The organism is Delftia sp. WSY_16 (genome assembly GCF_043104415.1).
In the GTDB taxonomy this organism is placed as follows: domain Bacteria; phylum Pseudomonadota; class Gammaproteobacteria; order Burkholderiales; family Burkholderiaceae_C; genus Comamonas; species Comamonas tsuruhatensis.
Genome location: NZ_JBICKS010000003.1, coordinates 19,499 through 35,728 on the forward strand (window position 1 = coordinate 19,499; position 16,230 = coordinate 35,728).

Genomic DNA, 16,230 nt, shown 5'->3' on the forward strand with positions numbered 1-16,230 from the left:
ACCGGGCAAAGCATCCGGGGCGCTACCAAGGAGACAAGTTCGTGAAGCACAAGCATTGGCTGGCCGCCGGCGGCATGGCGGCCCTGGGCACGTCCGCGTGGGCCCAGGGCAGCGTGGAGATGTTCGGCATCGTCGACGTCCACATCAACAGCGCAAGGTCGGGCGCCACGCGCCTGAGCCGGCTGGAGGACGGGGGCAGCGCGGCATCGCGCATCGGCTTTCGCGGCAGCGAGGACCTGGGCGGCGGCCTGCGTGCCCAGTTCATGCTGGAGGCCGGCGTGGCGCCGGACACGGGCCTGGGCACCATTCCCGGCCCGGGCCTGGCCTTCACGCGCCAGGCCTGGGTGGGGCTGAACAGCGGCTGGGGCGCGGTGGAGATGGGCCGCATGTACACGCCCATGTTCGGCGCGCTGTTCCGGGCCGATCCGCTGGGCATGAACGCGCTGTTTTCCTCGCTGAACCTGGTGTCGGCCACCGATGCCCAGGCCGGCCTGCGGCCGTTTGCGGCACGGGCCAACAACCTGGTGCGCTACCGCACGCCGGCAGGCCAGCCCTGGCTGGCGGACCTGGCCTATTCCTTCGGCGAAGCGGCTTCACCGAACAGCAGCAACGGCCGCCTCTACGGCGCCACGCTGGGCTGGAACCAGAAGCCCTGGTTCCTGGCCTACAGCTTCCAGAAGTCCGTGGAAGGCAGCGCCGCCGCACCCGTGGCCGCGCCCGCCACCAGCCAGTACCAGGCGTTGTCGGCCAGCTGGGAAGCCCTGAATGGGCTGCGCCTGACGGGCAACTACGTCATCAACCGCGTGGACCGTGCAGGCACACCCAAGGCGAGGCTGGCCCAGCTGGGCGCCGATTGGAGCGTGGATGCGCGCTCCAAGCTGCTGGTCTCGGTGGCGCGGCGCGAGGTGGGCGGCACGGACCGCGCCCAGAACACCTGGACGCTGGGCTACGACTACGCGCTGAGCAAGCGCACCGTGCTCTACGCGCGCTGGCTGCAGCTGGGCAACGCGGCCAATGCCTCGGCCGCCATTGCCAACGTGCCGGTGGCCGCCCACAGCGGCGACGGCGTGCGGTCCCTGGCGCTGGGCGTGCGCCACAACTTCTGAGGGACACCCATGACCGACAGCCATTGCTTCGACACTTCCCGGCTCGACGCGCTGTTCGCGCCGCGCTCCATCGCCGTGGTCGGCGCCTCGGACCAGGCCAGCAAGATCGGCGGCATTCCGCTGGACTACCTGCTGCGCTTCGGCTACGGCGGCGCGCTGTATGCGGTGAACCCGCGCGCCAGCCGCGTGCAGGGCCTGCCCGCGCACGAGCGGCTGGCCGCCATCGGCGCGCCGGTGGACCTGGCCATCGTCGCCGTGCCGCAGTCGCAGGTGGCCGGCGTGCTGGAGGATGCGGCCGCCGCGCGCGTGCAGTCCATGGTGCTGTTTTCCTCGGGCTATGCCGAGACCGGCTCCGACGGCACGGCCGCCCAGCAGGCGCTGGCGCGGCGCGCGCAGGAGGCGGGCATACGCCTCATCGGCCCGAACTGCCTGGGCTTCATGCGCCCCGGCCACCAGGTCTACGCCACGTTCTCGCCCGCGCCGGGCGGCGGCCTGGTGCGGCCCGGGCGCATCGGCATGGTCAGCCAGTCGGGCGCCTTCGGGGCCTATGCCTACAGCCTGGCGCGCGAGCGCGGGCTGGGCCTGTCGCTGTGGGCCACCACGGGCAACGAGGCCGATGTGCAGCTGGCCGATGGCCTGGCCTGGCTGGCCCAGGACCCCGAGACCGACGTGATCATGGCCTACATGGAGGGCTGCCGCGACGGCCCCCGGCTGCGCGCGGCCCTGGCCCTGGCGCAGGAGCGCGGCAAGCCCGTGGTCATGTGCAAGGTGGGCACCAGCGCCCTGGGCGCGGCCGCCGCCGCATCGCACACGGCCTCGCTGGCGGGCAACGATGCCGTCTATGACGCGGTGTTCCGCCGCTACGGCGTGCTGCGCGCGCATTCCATCACGGACTTCTTCGCGCTGGCGGCCAGTGCCTCCATCGCGCGGGCCCCCAAGGGGCGGTCCATCGGACTGTTCACGGTCTCGGGCGGCGTGGGCGCCATGATGGCCGACGACGCCAGCGCAGCCGGCCTGGACGTGGCACCGCTGTCCGATGCGGCCCAGCGCCAGCTGCGCGAATGGGTGCCGTTTGCCGCGCCGCGCAACCCCGTGGACATCACGGGCCAGGTCACCAACGACATGACGCTGCTGGAGCGCAGCGCCCGCCTGATGCTGACCGACCGGCAGTTCGACAGCTGGCTGGGCTTCTTCGCGGCAGGCGGCCTGTCCGACGCCTTCTGGCCCGTGCTGCAAAGCCTGGTGCAGACGCTGCGCACCCACCATCCCGATACCCTGCTGGCCGTCAGCACGCTGTGCCCGCCCGAGCGCCGCGATGCGCTGGAGGCGCTGGGCTGCCTGGTGTTCGCCGACCCGGGCGCGGCCATACGCTGCATTGGCGCGCTGGCCCGCCTGCATGAAACACCGCAGGCGCTGCCCGCGATGGCCGATGCAGGCAGCGCACTGCACCTGCCGGCGGGCACGCTGTCGGAGCAGCGCAGCATGGCCCTGCTGGCCGAGGCCGGCGTGCCCGTGGTGCCGCACCGGCTGGTGCGCACGGCGGCCGAGGCAGCGCAGGCCGTGCAGGCCGCGCAGGAGATGGGCGGACGCATTGCCCTCAAGGTCTGCAGCGATGCCATCGCCCACAAGTCCGACGTGGGCGGCGTGGCACTGAACCTGGCGGATGCGGCCGGCGCCCAGGCCGCCTTCGACCGCATCCTGGCCAATGCGCGCCAGGCCCGGCCCGAGGCGCACATCGACGGCGCGCTGGCCGCCCCCATGGTGCAGGGCGGCGTGGAGTGCATCGCCGGCGTGCACCGCGACCCGGTGTTCGGCCCGGTGCTGATGTTCGGGCTGGGCGGCATCCATGCCGAGATCCTGCGCGATGTCTCGCTGCGCCTGCTGCCCATCGCGCGCGACGACGCGCTGGCCATGGTGCGCGAGCTGCGGGCCTTTGCCGTGCTGGACGGCGCGCGCGGCCGCCCCCGCGTGGACCTGGACAGCATTGCCGACACGCTGTGCGCCCTGGCCGGCTTTGCGCAGCGCGCAGGCGCCACGCTGGAAAGCGCCGAGATCAATCCCCTGATCGCCCGCCCGCGCGAGGACGGCGGCTGCGTGGCCGTCGATGCGCTGGTCATCGGCAGGGAGGCTGCATGAAAGCCAATGCCCATTCCATCTCCCGCCCGGAGGCCACCATGAATACCCCCCTGCTGCGCACCGCCGCACTGACCTGTCTTGCCCTGGCCTGCAGCGCCGCGCTGGCCCAGGACGGCTATCCCGCCCGGCCCGTGCGCATCGTCGTGCAATACCAGGCCGGCGGCTCCACCGACACCGTGGCGCGCATCCTGGCCGAGGGCCTGGCCAAGCGCCTGGGCCAGCCCGTGGTGGTGGACAACCGCAGCGGCGCGGGCGGCATCATCGGCACCGAGCATGTGGCCAAGAGCGCGCCCGACGGCCACACCCTGCTGCTGACCGTGCCCGGGCCCATCACGGCCAACCTGGTGCTCTACAAGAAACTGCCCTACGACCCGCGCACCGAGCTGCGCATGGTCTCGGACGTGGTCTCGCCCTCCATGGTGATGGCCGTCAACCCGGCCGTGCCGGCCAAGGACTTCAAGGGCCTGGTCGAGGCCGTGCGCCAGTCGCCGGGCAAGTACGCCATGGGTTCCTGGGGGGCGGGCACGCAGCCGCACCAGGTCCAGGTCTTCATGGACAAGGCCTACGGCCTGCAGTCGCTGCACGTGGCCTACAAGGGCGAAGGGCCCATGTCCATCGACCTGGTCAGCGGCGTGATCCAGATGACGCTGGGCTCGGCCGCCACGCTCAAGCCCTTCATCGACGCCGGCAAGCTGCGCGCCCTGGCCGTGGCCGGACCGCGCCGCAGCAAGGCCCTGCCCGATGTGCCCACCTTTGCCGAGCAGGGCTACCGCGAGCCCGTGTATGCCATCACGGGATCGATCTCGCTGATGGCGCCCGCGCGCACGCCCGACGCCATCGTCGAACGCCTGGGCCGCGAGGTCGCCGCCGTGATGCGCGAGCCCCAGGTGCGCCAGCGTGTCGAGGCGCTGGGCCTGGAGGCCCAGGGCAACAGCCCGGCCGAGGCCAGCGCCGCCTACGCCGCCTTTTTGCCCGTGGCGCTGGACCTGGCGCGCTCCACGGGCGTGACCCTCGACTGACCCCCCTCCTGCCCTGAAGAAAACAATGGACATGAACCCGACCCCTCCCTCCCTGCCCGAAGTCCGCCGCGCCCTGGCGCGCTCCATCGGCCTGGCCGCCTTTGTCTACGGCTATCCGCTGATAGAGACCTACCGCACCTGCCGCCTGCAGACCGATGCCGGCGCCGCACGTGCTACCGGTTTGGGCCTGGACATGCGCGGCGACTTCGACACGCTGCACCACAGCCAGCGCCCCTCCACCCATGAGGACCGCGACGTGGTCACGCCCGCCAACGACCTGCTGTACTCGCTGGCCTGGATCCACCTGGCCGACGGCCCGCGCCTGCTGACCGTGCCCTCCAGCGCCGCGCATCCGGGCCGCTATTTCGTGCTGGCCCTGTACGACGCCTATACCGAGAATTTCGAGAACCTGGGACCGCGCAACTGCGCGCCCGAAGGCGAGACCGTGGTCCTGGTCGGGCCGGGCGGCCAGGTGCCGGAACACCTGGCCGGCCACCGTCTGGTGCACTGCCCCAGCAACCTGGTCTGGCTGATCGGCCGCACCGTGGTGGGCGATGCGCCCGACTGGCCTGCAGCCCGCGCGCTGCAGGCCGACATCCGGCTGGAGCCCGCGCCGGGCGTGCCGAAAGGAGGCCGCCCGGCCGCCGTCGCGAACTGGGTCGGCCCGCCCGTGGACGCCATGGCGGCCGCCTTCGAGAACCAGGAGCCTGCGGCCGAGGTTGCGCCGCGCTTTTTTGCCAACCTCTGCCATGCGCTGGCCGAGGCGCCTGGCCGCAAGGAGGACCAGGGACTGCTGGCCTGGTTCGGCCAGGCCGGCCTGGTGGCCAGCGCCCACATGGCGTGGGAGCAGCTGGAGGAGCCCGTGCGCGAAGGCCTGACCGAGGGCTTTGCCGACGGCGTGCGCACCGTGGCCGCCATGGGGCGCAACCGCCGCCCCCGGCCCTGGACCATGACGCCGTCCACCGGCCGCTACGGCAGCGAGTACCTGGGCCGCGCACGCACCGCCTACCTGGGCCTGGGCGCGCTGGCCACCAGCGAGGCCATCTACGCCGCCGCCCACCACGACGCAGGCCTGCAGCCGCTGGACGGCAGCCAGCGCTATGTGCTGCGCTTCAATGCCGCCGACATGCCGCCGGCCGACGCCTTCTGGTCCGTCACCCTGTACGACGCCGACCGCTTTCTCTACGGCAACGAGATCGGCCGCCACTCCATAGGGGACCGCACGCCGGGCTTGCTGCGCGAGGCCGACGGCAGCCTGCAGATCGACCTGGGCCATGCCCGGCCGGCACAGGGCGCCGCCAACTGGCTGCCCACGCCGCACGGGCGCTTCTACCTCATCCTGCGCATGTACCACCCGCAGGCAGGCGCGCACCAATGGCCTGTTCCGCCCCTGCAGCCCGTGGCCGCATGAGACACGCCATGGACCTGAGCACCCTGGCCGAAGAGGCCGTCATCCACACCTGCCCGCTGTACGAGATGCGCCGCATGCGCGCGGCCACCTCGCCCCGGCGCAATGCGGCCGGCGAGGCTGCGCCCGCACCGCTGCGCTGGTGCAACCAGTTCGTGCATGCGCGCCAGCTGCTGCGCGCCGGCACCAGCCGCGTGGTCACGCCCAACAACGACACGCTCTACACCAACGCCTGGCTGGACCTGGGCGCCGGGCCGCTGGTGATCGACGTGCCCGACACGGCGGGCCGCTACTACGTCCTGGGCCTGCTGGACTTCTTCACCAACCCCTTCGCCCACCTGGGCCAGCGCCTGACGGGCACGGCTGCGCGCTCCTTCCTGATCACGCCGCCCGGCTGGCAGGGGGCGCTGCCGCCACCGTTCGATGCGCCCGGCGCACACATTGCCGCGCCCACTCCCTGGCTGTGGGTGATAGGCCGCATCCTGGTCGATGGCGAGCATGACCTGCCCGCCGTGCACGCGCTGCAGGACGGCTTTGCGGTGCGCCCGCTGGCCGACTGGCAGGCGGGCACTCCCTCGCAGGCCCGCGCCTTCGACCCGGACTGCGATCCCCAGGCCGCACCCAACGCCGTGCCCAACGCTGCGTACTACGCCGCCCAGGTCAATGCCGCGCTGCGCGACAACCCGCCACCAGAGGAACACACCGCACGGGTCGCGCGCTTTGCGGCCGTGGGCCTGGGCGCCGGGCTGGGCGCACCCGATGCGGAACAGCAAGCCGCACTGCAGCGCGCCCTGGACAGCGTGCTGCCCCGGCTGCGCGCGGCCAGCACGGGCCGGCGCCTGGACTCGGGCTGGGAACTCCCCGCCCTGGTCGAAGGCAGTTTTGGCGACGACTTCCAGGCCCGCGCCGAAATTGCGCTCAAGTACATCGGCATGCTGGAAAGCCGCGAGGCCATCTACCCGCTGGCCTGGCATGACGCCCAGGGCCTGCCCCTGCACGGCAGCCGCCGCTACCGGCTGCGCTTTGCCCCAGGCGCGCTGCCGCCCGTGCAGGCCTTCTGGTCCCTGACCCTCTACGGCGCCCACGACTGCATGCTGGTGGACAACCCCATCGACCGCTATGCCATCGGCGACCGCACGCCGGGCCTGCGCCCCGACGCTGATGGCGATGGCGATGGCGATGGCGATGGCGGGTTGACTATCCACATCAGCCACGCGCCGCCGGCCAGCGAAGACCACCGCGCCAACTGGCTGCCCGCGCCGCGCGAAGGCTTTTACCTGTGCCTGCGCGCCTACATGCCACGGCCCGAACTGCTGGACGGCCGCTACGCCCTGCCCCCCATCGAACCAGACCCGGAGACCCCATGAACGCCAGAGACGACGACAAGCCCTTCTTGCTGGTGGGCACCGGCAGCGAAACCGTGGCGCCGGGCCTGCACATACTGCGCGGCCAGGGGCAGTCCTTCGTGGCCGAGACCGACGCGGGCCTGGTGGTGATCGACGCCGGCCCCGGCGGCAAGGTCAGCCAGGACATGATCGCCAGCCTGCGCCAGCTCAGCGATGCGCCCGTGCATGCGCTGTGCTACAGCCACGGCCACATCGGCTACAACGCGGGCGTGCCCGCCTGGCTGGAGCATGCGGCCGCGCGCGGAGAGCCTGTGCCGCGCCTCATCGCGCACCGCAACCTGCCGCGCCGCCAGGCGCGCTACCGCGAGACCCGGGCGCTGCAGCACCGCATGGCCGAGATCCAGTTCAACCGCAGCGCGGGCTTTTTCGAGCACCGGCTGGACATGCACGAGCCCACCGAAACCTTCGACACGCGGCTGGAGATAGGCAGCGGAGACAGCCGCATCGAGCTGTTCTGGGCGCCGTCCGAGACCGACGACGCCATCGCGCTGTGGAGCCCCGGCCAGCGCGTGCTGTACGGCGGCGCGGCGCTGCTGGACTCCATCCCCAACATCGGCACGCCCTTTCGCACGCTGCGCGACACCGTGCGCTGGGCCGACACGCTGCAGGCCATGGCCGCGCTGCGCCCGCTCAAGGCCGTGCGCGAGTTCGGTCCCGTGATCGAGGGCGAGCAGGCCGTGCAGCAGGTGCTGCTGCACACCGCACAGGCGCTGCGCTGGCTGCGCGCCGAAGTCGTGCGCCTGATGAACGAGGGCCTGAACGAGCAGCAGGTGCTCGCGGCCATGGACTATCCGCAGGAGCTGTTCGGCGTGGAGTGGATGAAGCCCACCTATGGCGACCCCAGCTACATCGTGCGCGACATCTACCGTTCGGAAAACGGCTGGTGGGACCGCAACCCGACCACGCTGCACCCGGCCCCGCCCGAGGCCGCAGGCGCCGCCATTGCCCAGGCCATCACCGACAAGCCCGGCCTGGTGGCCAGCGCCCAGGCGCTGGCCGACGCGGGCCAGTGGCAGCTGGCCCTGCATGTGATCGACGTGCTGGCCACGGCGGCCGGCGACGCGCCCGAGATCGGCCAGGCCCGCAGCCTCAAGGCCGCCTGGCTGCGCGAGCGTGCGCGCGAGGTGGACAGCTATGTCTCGCGCAACCTCTACCGCGTGGGGGCCGACATGATCGAGCAGGGCCGGCAGGCGCGCCTGGGGCTGCGCTGACGGGGCCGCGCACAGGCAAGGCGACACACGGCGACACAAGGAGACAAGTGCATGAAGACGATGAAGAAGCACGGCATGGCCCTGGCACTGCTGCTGGCCATGGCCTGCACAGGCCACGCCCAGCCGGCACAGGATGCCGGCAACTACCCCGCCCGCCCCGCCACGCTGATCGTGCCCACGGCCGCCGCCGGCGGCACGGACACCATCGCGCGGGTGTTTGCCGAAGGCCTGACCCGGCTGCTCAGGCAGCCCTTCGTGGTGGACAACCGGCCCGGCGCCAACGGCCTGGTCGGCGTGGAGCAGGCCGCGCGCGGCGCGCCGGACGGCTACCGGCTGCTGTTCACCTACACGGCGTCCATGGCCGTGAACCCCAGCCTCTACCGCAAGGTTCCGTATGACCCGATCAAGGACTTTGCGCCCATTGCGCAGATCGGCCGCGCCGGCAATCTGCTGCTGGTCTCGCGCGATCTGCCCGTGCATTCGCTCAAGGAGTTCGTGGAGCATGTGCGCGCCCGGCCCGGCCAGCTCAGCTACTGTTCCTGGGGCCAGGGCTCGGGCGGGCACCTGACCATGGAATTCCTGCTCAAGCAGGCCGGCCTGCAGATGCAGCATGTGCCCTACAAGGGCAGCAGCCCCTGTGTGCAGGGCCTGCTGGGCGGGCAGGTGCAAGCGGCGTTTGCGGACACCTCTTCCACCGTGGAGCTGGTGCGTGCGGGCCGCGTGCGCGCCATCGCCCACAGCGGCGACAAGCGCATTCCCAGCCAGCCGGACCTGCCCAGCCTGACCGAGGCGGGCTACCCGTTCCACAACTATTCCTGGTACGGCGTCTTCGCGCCCGCCAAAACGCCGCAACCCATCGTGGACAAGCTCAACGCCGCCATCAACCAGTTGCTGCAGGACCCGGCCACGGCCAAAAAGCTGGGCGAGCTCAACCTGACCGACCTGCCCCGGACCACGCCCGCGCAATTCGCCGACACGCTGCGCCAGGACCTGGCGGACTGGGGCCGGCTGGTGCGCGAGGTGGGCGTGCAGCTGGACTAGCAGCTCACTCGGCGACGATGCCCGTCCTGCGCACCACCTCGCCAAAGCGCTTGAGGCGCTCGGACATCATGGCCTCGAAGGCGGCGGGGCTCATTTCCTCGGGCGGGGTCACGCCACGGTCCTGCAGGCTGGCCACCATGGCCGGCGCCGTGGCGGCCTGGCGCACGGCCTTGAAGAGGGCCTGCACCACGGGCGCTGGCGTGCCGGCCGGCGCGGCCAGGCCGGTCCATGAGCTCATGTTCAGCTGCGGGTAGCCCACCTCGGCCAGCGTGGGCACATCGGGCAGCTGCGCCACGCGCTGCTCGGAGGCCACGGCCAGTGCACGGACCTTGCCTGCCTGGATGTGGGGCAGCATGGAGATGAGGTTGTCCAGGAACACCTGCACCTCGCCGGCCAGCACCGAGGTGACCAGCAGCGTGCCGCCCCGGTAGGGAACATGGGTGATGTCCAGGCCCGCATCGGCCTTGAACATCTCCATGTTGAGCTGGCCCATGCTGCCCGTGCCGCCGCTGCCGTAGTTGAGCTGGCCAGGGTGCTTTTTGGCATAGGCGATGAACTCCGCAAAGCTGCGGATGGGCAGGCTGGCGGGCACGACCAGCACATTGGGCAGGCGGCCCAGGATGGCGATGTTCTCGAAATCCTTGATGGGGTCGTAGCCCACCTTGGGCTGGGTCAGAGGATTGGCCAGGTGGCTGCTCTGCGAGGACACGACCAGGGTGTAGCCGTCCGGCCTGGCGCGCGCCACGGCCAGCGCGGCCACCGAGCCGCCCGCGCCGGGCCGGTTCTCCACGACGATGGGCACGCCCAGGATGCGTGCCATGGGCTCGGCATACTGGCGTGCCATGGCATCCACCGAACCGCCCGGTGGGAACGGCACGATGAAGCTGATCTGGCGCGTGGGGTAGCCGGCGGCCTTGCCTTCGGCGGCCAGCGCCGCAAGCGGCGCCAGCATACCCAGGCCCAGCCCCGCGCCAAGCACACGGCGGCGGGAAGGGTGGCTGGCAGCCTGGCGGGCGATAGGGGTCATGCTCATGTCTCCTCCTTATGGAAATACGTCGGCTGCGTCCGGCCATCCGGGGCGCCCTGGGGGCGCCCTGGGCGTGCCCTGCTTACTCGGCCACGATATGGGCCTTGCGCACCACCTCGCCGAAGAGCTTCAGGCGCTCGGCCATCATCTTCTCGAACGCGGCGGGGCTCATCTCCTCGGGCGCGACCACGCCGCGCTCCTTGAGGCTGGCCACCATGGCAGGCGCGGTGGCGGCCTGGCGCACGGCCTTGTGCAGCGTCTGCACGATGGCGTCGGGCGTGCCCGCAGGCGCCGCGATGCCGGTCCAGGAGCTCATGTTGAGCTGGGGATAGCCGACCTCGGCCATGGTGGGCACGTCGGGCAGCATGGGCAGGCGCTGCTCCGAGGCCACGACCAGGGCTCGCACCTTGCCCGACTGCACATGGGGCAGCATGAAGACCAGGTTGTCGAGGATGAACTGCACCTCGTTGCCGATGGCCGCCGTGACCAGCGGCGAGCCGCCGCGGTAGGGAATGTGGGTGGCGAAGATGCCCGTGGCGGCCTTGAGCATTTCCACGTTGAGCTGGCCCATGCTGCCGATGCCGGCGCTGCCGTAGTTGACCTGGCCGGGACGCTTTTTCACGTACTCGATGAACTCCTGGAAGTTCTTCACGGGCAGGCTGGAATGCACCATCAGCGCATTGGGCTGGCGGCCCAGGATGGCGATGTTCTCGAAGTCCTTGATGGGGTCGTAGCCGATCTTGGGCTGGGTCAGCGGATTGGCCAGGTGGCTGCTTTGCGAGGACACGACCAGGGTGTAGCCGTCCGGCTTGGCGCGCGACACGTACTGCGTGGCGACCGAGCCGCCCGCGCCGGGACGGTTCTCCACCACGATGGGCACGCCCAGGATGCGCGACAGGGGCTCGGCGTACTGGCGGCCCATGATGTCCACCGAGCCGCCGGGCGGAAACGGCACGACCAGCGTGATCGGGCGCGAGGGGTACTTGTCATCGGCGCGTGCGGCCATCGGCGCCAGCGCGGACAGGCCCGCCAGGCCAAGGCCTGCGCCCAGCAGCTTGCGGCGGGTGGGGAAGGATGCATTCACGGACAGATTTTTCATGGGTATCAGCGGAGTCAAGGATGGTCGAAGATGGCGAGGGCCACGGCCTGGGCGCGCGGCACGAAGGTGGCCAGCTCGCAGTACTCGCGCTCGGTATGGGGATGGCCGCCCACGGGGCCGGTGGCGCACAGCGTGGGCACGCCCACCGAGGCCGTGAGGCCGCTGTCGGCCGCGCCGCCCGTGAACTCGCCCTGCACGTCGAAGCCCAGCGACTGCGCGCCGCGCCGGTACAGCTGCAGCAGCGCATCGGGCGTGGGCGCCATGGGCAGGGTGCGGCGCACGGCGGTGACGCGGCCCTGGGTGCGGGGCACGGATTCTTCCTCCACGATGGCGCGGATGCGCTCCATCAGCGCATCGGGATCGGTCTGGGCCGTGTAGCGCACATCGAGCTCGGCCTTGGCATGGGGCGCCACCATGTTCGGCACGATGCCGCCCTGCAGCACGCCCACATTGGTGGTCGTGCCCGTGGCGGGATCGGTCAGCGCATGCAGGGCCAGCAGCTTGCGCGCCATGGCTTCCAGCGCGCTGGCGCCGGCCGCGTGGTTGATGCCGGCGTGGGCGGCCACGCCCTGCACCTCGAATTCCACGGCCATCGATCCCTTGCGGCTGGTCACCAGGTTGCCGCTGACGCGGCCCGGCTCGGCGTTGAAGACGGCGCGCGCACCGCGCACCGTATCCATGATGGTCTGGCGCGTGGCGGGCGAGCCGATCTCCTCGTCGCACGAGAAGAACAGCTTGAGCGGCGCGCCCAGGCCGCCGCAGCGCGCAAAGGCCTCGGCCACGAAGACGTTGAGCACCAGGCCCGACTTCATGTCGGCCACGCCGGGACCGTAGGCCCGGCCTTCTTCCACGCGGAAGGGGCGGCGCGCCACGGTGCCGGCCGGAAAGACCGTGTCCATGTGGCCCATCAGATAGATGGGCGCGCCCTCGCCGGGCCCGGGCACGTCGGCATGCAGCAGCACGCCGTAGCCGGGAACGTCCTCGAAGCGCACGGCCACGCCGGCCGTCTCCAGCCGCTCGCGCAGGGCCTGGGCCACGGCCAGGATGCCGGCTTCATCGCGGCTGCCGCTGTCGATATCGACAATCCTGTGCAACAGATCTTGCATGGCCTGCTGCTGGCCGCCCAGCCAGTCCAGCAGTCTCGCGCGCTGCTGCACGCGGCTTTGTTCGAGGGTATCGTGCATGGTGGAATCTCCAGAGTGCATGCAGTGTTGCACGCGACCCCCTATTTTGCAACACACGTTGCATATACAAGAAAAACATGAAATCACCATTGCAAAAAGCCGCGCTGCTGCTGCCGCAGCGCCTGGCGCAGCAGGGCGCGGAACTGACGGCCAGCGAGCAGACGCTGGCCCAGACCCTGGGCAGCGACTACCCGCATGCGCTGCTGGAATCGGCCACCGCCCTGGCAGCGCGCACAGGCACCAGCGCCTCGACCGTGGTGCGCCTGTTCGCCAAGCTCGGCTATGCCAGCTATGCCGAGGCCCAGCGCGAGGCGCGCGGCGAGGTGACGGCGCTGCTGCAGACGGCTGCCCAGCGCGCGCCCGTGCTGCTGGGCGCGCAGCGCAGCCTGAGCGAGTGCGTGGACGATGCACTGCTGCACGACCAGCACAACATCCAGTCCACGCGCGAGGGGCTGGACATGGCGGCCTTCGAGGCCATGGCCCGGCAGCTCGCGCAGGACGAGGGCCGGGTGTTCGTGCTGGCCCAGCTCAACAGCTCGCCGGTCTCCGCCTGGCTGGCCCTGCACCTGAACATGTGCCGCCCCGGCGTGCAGCAGCTGGATGCAGGCGCCATCGCCCCGGCCGACCAGCTGCTGTGGGTAGGCCCCACCGACACGCTGCTGGCCTTCAGCGTGAGCCAGTATTCACGCGGCACCTACGAGGTGGCGCAGCGATTTTCGGAAGCCGGCGCCCGGGTGCTGGCCATCACCGACAGCCCCACGGCCCCCCTGGCCACCGTGGCCCACCACTGGCTGCAGGTGCGCACGGCCAATGCCTCGCCCTTTCACTCCTACACGGCCGCCTTCTACCTGTGCAATGCCCTGGTCTCGGCCGTGGCCCAGTTGCGCCATGCCGATGTGTCCGAGGCGCTGGCCCGGCGCGACGCGCTGTGGAGGGAGTTCAACCACCAGCTGATCAGGACGCCCGAGCCGCGCGGGCCGGCTCGCGCCGCGCGCAAGCCACCCGCGCGCAGGTCTTCTACATAGACCAGTAGTACTTGAAGCTCAGCGTGGCCTCGCGATCCACGCCGCGGAAGATGCCTGCGAAGTACTTGCGGTTGAACAGGTTGTTGATGTTCAGCGCGATGCGGTACTGCGGCGTCTCGTAGGCCAGCGCCAGGTCGGCCAGCGTGGCGGAGTCGTTGATGTTCAGCGTGCCGTCCGCCGCCACGTTGTAGGGAGAGCGACCCTTGTAGCGCAGGCCGCCGGCCACCATCAGGCCCGGCACCGCGCGCGGGCGGTAGTCCAGCCACAGGCTGGCCATGTGGCGTGTGGTCTGTATGGTCTGGCGGCCGATTTCGGCGGGCCGGTTGCTCTGCGTGGTGCGCGGGTCCAGGTAGGTGTAGCTGGCCAGCGCGTTCAGCTCGCGCGTGAGCGCGAAGCGGCCTTCCAGCTCCAGCCCCGTGGAGCGCACCTCGCCCGTCTGGATGCTGAAGCGCGGATGGTCGGGGTCCAGCGTGGTGACGTTGGTCTGGCGCAGGTCGAAGACCGAGGCCGTGATCAGCGAGGTGCTTCCCGGAGGCTGGTACTTCACGCCCGCCTCGTACTGCTTGCCGCGCCGGGGCTCGAACGGATTGCCGTCGTACTGCAGGCCCGTGACCGGATCGAAGGAGGTCGCATAGCTCGCATAGGGCGCCCAGCCGCTGTCGAACAGGTAGAGCAGGCCCGCGCTGCCGGTGGTGGCGCTGTCGCTCATGCGCGGCTGGGTGCTGCTGTTCTGCGTGGTGCGCGTCTGGTCATGGCGCAGGCTGAGATTGGCCACCCAGCGGTCCCACTTGAACTGGTTGAGCGTGTAGATGCCGGTCTGGCGCAGGTCCGTGCGGCTGTCCTCCAGCTCTGGATAGGCGATGGACTGGCCATAGGCGGGGTCGAGCATGTCCAGGTCGGGCACATCCCAGCCAAAGCCCAGGCCGCCGCGCTCCCTGTACTTCACATGGTCCATGCCGAAGGCCAGCCGGTGCTGCAGCCCGCCCCATCGCAGGTCCTTGTGCAGGCGGGTGTCCAGCGCCAGCGTGCGGCCCTTGGTGCGCTGGGCCAGGCTGGCGCGCGAGACGCTTCGGCCGTCGGCCAGCACGTCCATGGCGTAGATATGGCGGTAATCGATGTCGATGGTGGAGTAGCGCAGGTTCTGCGTGAGCTGCCAGCCGCTGTCGGTCTGGTGCGAGAACTCGTAGCCCAGCGATCGCGTGTCGCGGTCGAAGCGGTCGAAGGACGGGTCGCCGGCCGTCAGGTGCGCAGGCAGGTCCTTGATCTGCGGGTAGGTGAACAGGCTGGGCCACCAGGACTTGGGCGTGCCGCGCTCGCGCGAGTAGCTGCCCAGCACGGTCAGGTGGGTGCGGCCGGAGAGGTTCCAGCGCAGCGAGGGCGCGATGGAGATGCGGTCATCGCGCGAGCCCACGGTGCGTCCGTCGCTGTCACGCGCCTTGAGGTTGAGCCGGTACAGCAGGTCGCCCGAGGCATCCAGCGCGCCGCCCAGATCGGCCGTGGCCTGGGCGCGCTGGTAGCGGCCATAGGACAAGCCCACGCTGTTCACATGGTCGGCCTCGGGTTTCTTGGAGACCACGTTGATCACGCCGCCCGGCCGCCCCTGGCCAAAGAGCACGGAGGCCGGGCCCTTGATGACCTCGATGCTGTCCAGCTCGTCGATCTCGTCGTTCCACGAACCATAGGTGCCGGCCGAGAACTGCCGCAGCCCGTCCTTGTAGTAGGAGCTGCCATCGCTGAACCCCCGGATGATGGCGCCCGTCATGCGCAGGTCCGCGCCCGTGACTTCGGTGGACACGCCGGCCGTGTACGACAGGGCCTGCTCGATGCTCTTGGGCGCCTGGTTCTGCAGCTGCTCCTGGGTGACGATGGAGATGGAGCGCGGCGTCTCGATCAGCGGCGTGTCCAGCTTGGTGCTGGCGCTCCTGCCGCTGCCCACGTAGCTGCCCGGCGCGGCCATGCGCTGCGAGGTCACGTTGACCGTGGACAGCGTGGTGCCCGCCGACGCCTGCGGCGCAGGCTCAGGCGCAGGCGCCTTTCGCAGCGTGAACGTGCCCTGCTCGGTGCTGTGCGCGGTCACGCCGGTGCCGGCCAACAGCCGGTCCATGGCCTCCTGCGGCGTGAAGCTGCCCCGGAGGGCCGGCGCCTGGCGGCCGCCCAGCACGGCTTCGTCGTACAGCACCTGGAACTGGGTCTGGCGGCCAAAGGCGCGCAGCGCGTTGATCAGCGGCTGGGCCGGCTGGTCAAAGGCCAGCCGCTGTCCGGATGACGGCATCGGTGAAGAGGCGGCCGGCTGCTGAAGCTGTTGCGCACGGGCGGACGGCGCGGCGCCCATGCCGGCCACGGCACCGGCCACCAGCCACGCCAGCAGGCGCGGACTGGCCTGCGGGCCGGCGCCCTGCTCCTTCATGTTCCTGCGTCGGGCATGTGTGCCCCTGCCTGCGAATTCCCTGCCTGCTGCTTCTTGCGCTCTCATTGCCACTCCGTTGCTGTGCCGTTGCACGGGCACGCGACGGGCAGGCCGCAGGCAGCCGTCGCGGGCGATCAGGAACCGCGCCGGACAAGCCATGC

General features: G+C 70.9%; 12 protein-coding genes. 8 read left to right on the forward strand and 4 right to left on the reverse strand.

Annotated features, from left to right (window positions below):
- Positions 1-41 precede the first annotated feature (41 nt).
- Genes ACF8O7_RS00915 through ACF8O7_RS00945 form a run of 7 tightly spaced genes read left to right on the forward strand, consistent with a single transcriptional unit; the run spans position 42 to position 9,327 of the window.
- Positions 42-1,106, forward strand: a complete 1,065-nt coding sequence (locus ACF8O7_RS00915) for a porin (RefSeq protein ID WP_154835735.1) — start codon at positions 42-44, stop codon at positions 1,104-1,106.
- 9 nt (positions 1,107-1,115) lie between these two features.
- Positions 1,116-3,242 (forward strand): acetate--CoA ligase family protein, encoded by a 2,127-nt coding sequence (locus ACF8O7_RS00920; RefSeq protein ID WP_392411617.1) that lies wholly within the window; start codon positions 1,116-1,118, stop codon positions 3,240-3,242.
- On the forward strand, positions 3,239-4,261 hold the full coding sequence (locus tag ACF8O7_RS00925; protein ID WP_392411619.1) for a Bug family tripartite tricarboxylate transporter substrate binding protein: 1,023 nt from the start codon (positions 3,239-3,241) through the stop codon (positions 4,259-4,261). Before ACF8O7_RS00920 ends, ACF8O7_RS00925 begins: the two co-directional genes overlap by 4 nt.
- 25 nt (positions 4,262-4,286) lie before the next feature.
- On the forward strand, positions 4,287-5,672 hold the full coding sequence (locus ACF8O7_RS00930) for a DUF1254 domain-containing protein (RefSeq protein WP_126311322.1): 1,386 nt from the start codon (positions 4,287-4,289) through the stop codon (positions 5,670-5,672).
- Between the two features lie 8 nt (positions 5,673-5,680).
- Complete coding sequence (locus ACF8O7_RS00935) at positions 5,681-7,036, forward strand: DUF1254 domain-containing protein (RefSeq protein ID WP_392411622.1); 1,356 nt, start codon at positions 5,681-5,683, stop codon at positions 7,034-7,036.
- A complete protein-coding gene (locus ACF8O7_RS00940) occupies positions 7,033-8,286 on the forward strand; it encodes an alkyl sulfatase dimerization domain-containing protein (RefSeq protein ID WP_392411625.1) in 1,254 nt (417 codons plus the stop codon). Before ACF8O7_RS00935 ends, ACF8O7_RS00940 begins: the two co-directional genes overlap by 4 nt.
- 51 nt (positions 8,287-8,337) lie before the next feature.
- Complete coding sequence (locus ACF8O7_RS00945) at positions 8,338-9,327, forward strand: Bug family tripartite tricarboxylate transporter substrate binding protein (protein WP_392411627.1); 990 nt, start codon at positions 8,338-8,340, stop codon at positions 9,325-9,327.
- 4 nt (positions 9,328-9,331) lie between these two features.
- Here ACF8O7_RS00945 and ACF8O7_RS00950 read toward each other — a convergent pair whose 3' ends face one another.
- The 3 genes from ACF8O7_RS00950 to ACF8O7_RS00960 form a co-directional block, all read right to left on the reverse strand.
- Positions 9,332-10,360: a Bug family tripartite tricarboxylate transporter substrate binding protein gene (locus tag ACF8O7_RS00950; RefSeq protein WP_392442044.1), complete on the reverse strand. Its 1,029-nt coding sequence runs from the start codon at positions 10,358-10,360 to the stop codon at positions 9,332-9,334.
- A gap of 76 nt (positions 10,361-10,436) precedes the next feature.
- Complete coding sequence (locus tag ACF8O7_RS00955) at positions 10,437-11,453, reverse strand: tripartite tricarboxylate transporter substrate binding protein (RefSeq protein WP_154835751.1); 1,017 nt, start codon at positions 11,451-11,453, stop codon at positions 10,437-10,439.
- Positions 11,454-11,467: 14 nt separating this feature from the next.
- Entirely contained in the window at positions 11,468-12,637 is a 1,170-nt protein-coding gene (locus ACF8O7_RS00960) for a M20 family metallopeptidase (RefSeq protein ID WP_046987580.1), read from the reverse strand.
- Between the two features lie 77 nt (positions 12,638-12,714).
- Between ACF8O7_RS00960 and ACF8O7_RS00965 the strand changes: the two genes are divergently transcribed.
- Positions 12,715-13,662 carry a MurR/RpiR family transcriptional regulator gene (locus tag ACF8O7_RS00965; protein WP_016450279.1) on the forward strand — a complete coding sequence of 316 codons (948 nt, stop codon included), beginning with the start codon at positions 12,715-12,717 and terminating at the stop codon, positions 13,660-13,662.
- Here the strand turns inward: ACF8O7_RS00965 and ACF8O7_RS00970 are convergent.
- Positions 13,655-16,069 (reverse strand): TonB-dependent siderophore receptor, encoded by a 2,415-nt coding sequence (locus ACF8O7_RS00970; RefSeq protein WP_392442046.1) that lies wholly within the window; start codon positions 16,067-16,069, stop codon positions 13,655-13,657. The genes ACF8O7_RS00965 and ACF8O7_RS00970 overlap by 8 nt on opposite strands.
- Positions 16,070-16,230 lie beyond the last annotated feature (161 nt).

What these genes read in the sequence shown, in the direction of transcription:
- ACF8O7_RS00945 (WP_392411627.1), top strand. Translation starts at nt 8,338, where the DNA reads ATGAAGACGATGAAGAAGCACGGCATGGCCCTGGCACTGCTGCTGGCC.
- ACF8O7_RS00940 (WP_392411625.1), top strand. Translation starts at nt 7,033, where the DNA reads ATGAACGCCAGAGACGACGACAAGCCCTTCTTGCTGGTGGGCACCGGC.
- ACF8O7_RS00920 (WP_392411617.1), top strand. Translation starts at nt 1,116, where the DNA reads ATGACCGACAGCCATTGCTTCGACACTTCCCGGCTCGACGCGCTGTTC.
- ACF8O7_RS00965 (WP_016450279.1), top strand. Translation starts at nt 12,715, where the DNA reads ATGAAATCACCATTGCAAAAAGCCGCGCTGCTGCTGCCGCAGCGCCTG.
- ACF8O7_RS00925 (WP_392411619.1), top strand. Translation starts at nt 3,239, where the DNA reads ATGAAAGCCAATGCCCATTCCATCTCCCGCCCGGAGGCCACCATGAAT.
- ACF8O7_RS00930 (WP_126311322.1), top strand. Translation starts at nt 4,287, where the DNA reads ATGGACATGAACCCGACCCCTCCCTCCCTGCCCGAAGTCCGCCGCGCC.
- ACF8O7_RS00935 (WP_392411622.1), top strand. Translation starts at nt 5,681, where the DNA reads ATGGACCTGAGCACCCTGGCCGAAGAGGCCGTCATCCACACCTGCCCG.
- ACF8O7_RS00950 (WP_392442044.1), bottom strand. Translation starts at nt 10,360, where the DNA reads ATGAGCATGACCCCTATCGCCCGCCAGGCTGCCAGCCACCCTTCCCGC.
- ACF8O7_RS00970 (WP_392442046.1), bottom strand. Translation starts at nt 16,069, where the DNA reads ATGAAGGAGCAGGGCGCCGGCCCGCAGGCCAGTCCGCGCCTGCTGGCG.
- ACF8O7_RS00960 (WP_046987580.1), bottom strand. Translation starts at nt 12,637, where the DNA reads ATGCACGATACCCTCGAACAAAGCCGCGTGCAGCAGCGCGCGAGACTG.
- ACF8O7_RS00955 (WP_154835751.1), bottom strand. Translation starts at nt 11,453, where the DNA reads ATGAAAAATCTGTCCGTGAATGCATCCTTCCCCACCCGCCGCAAGCTG.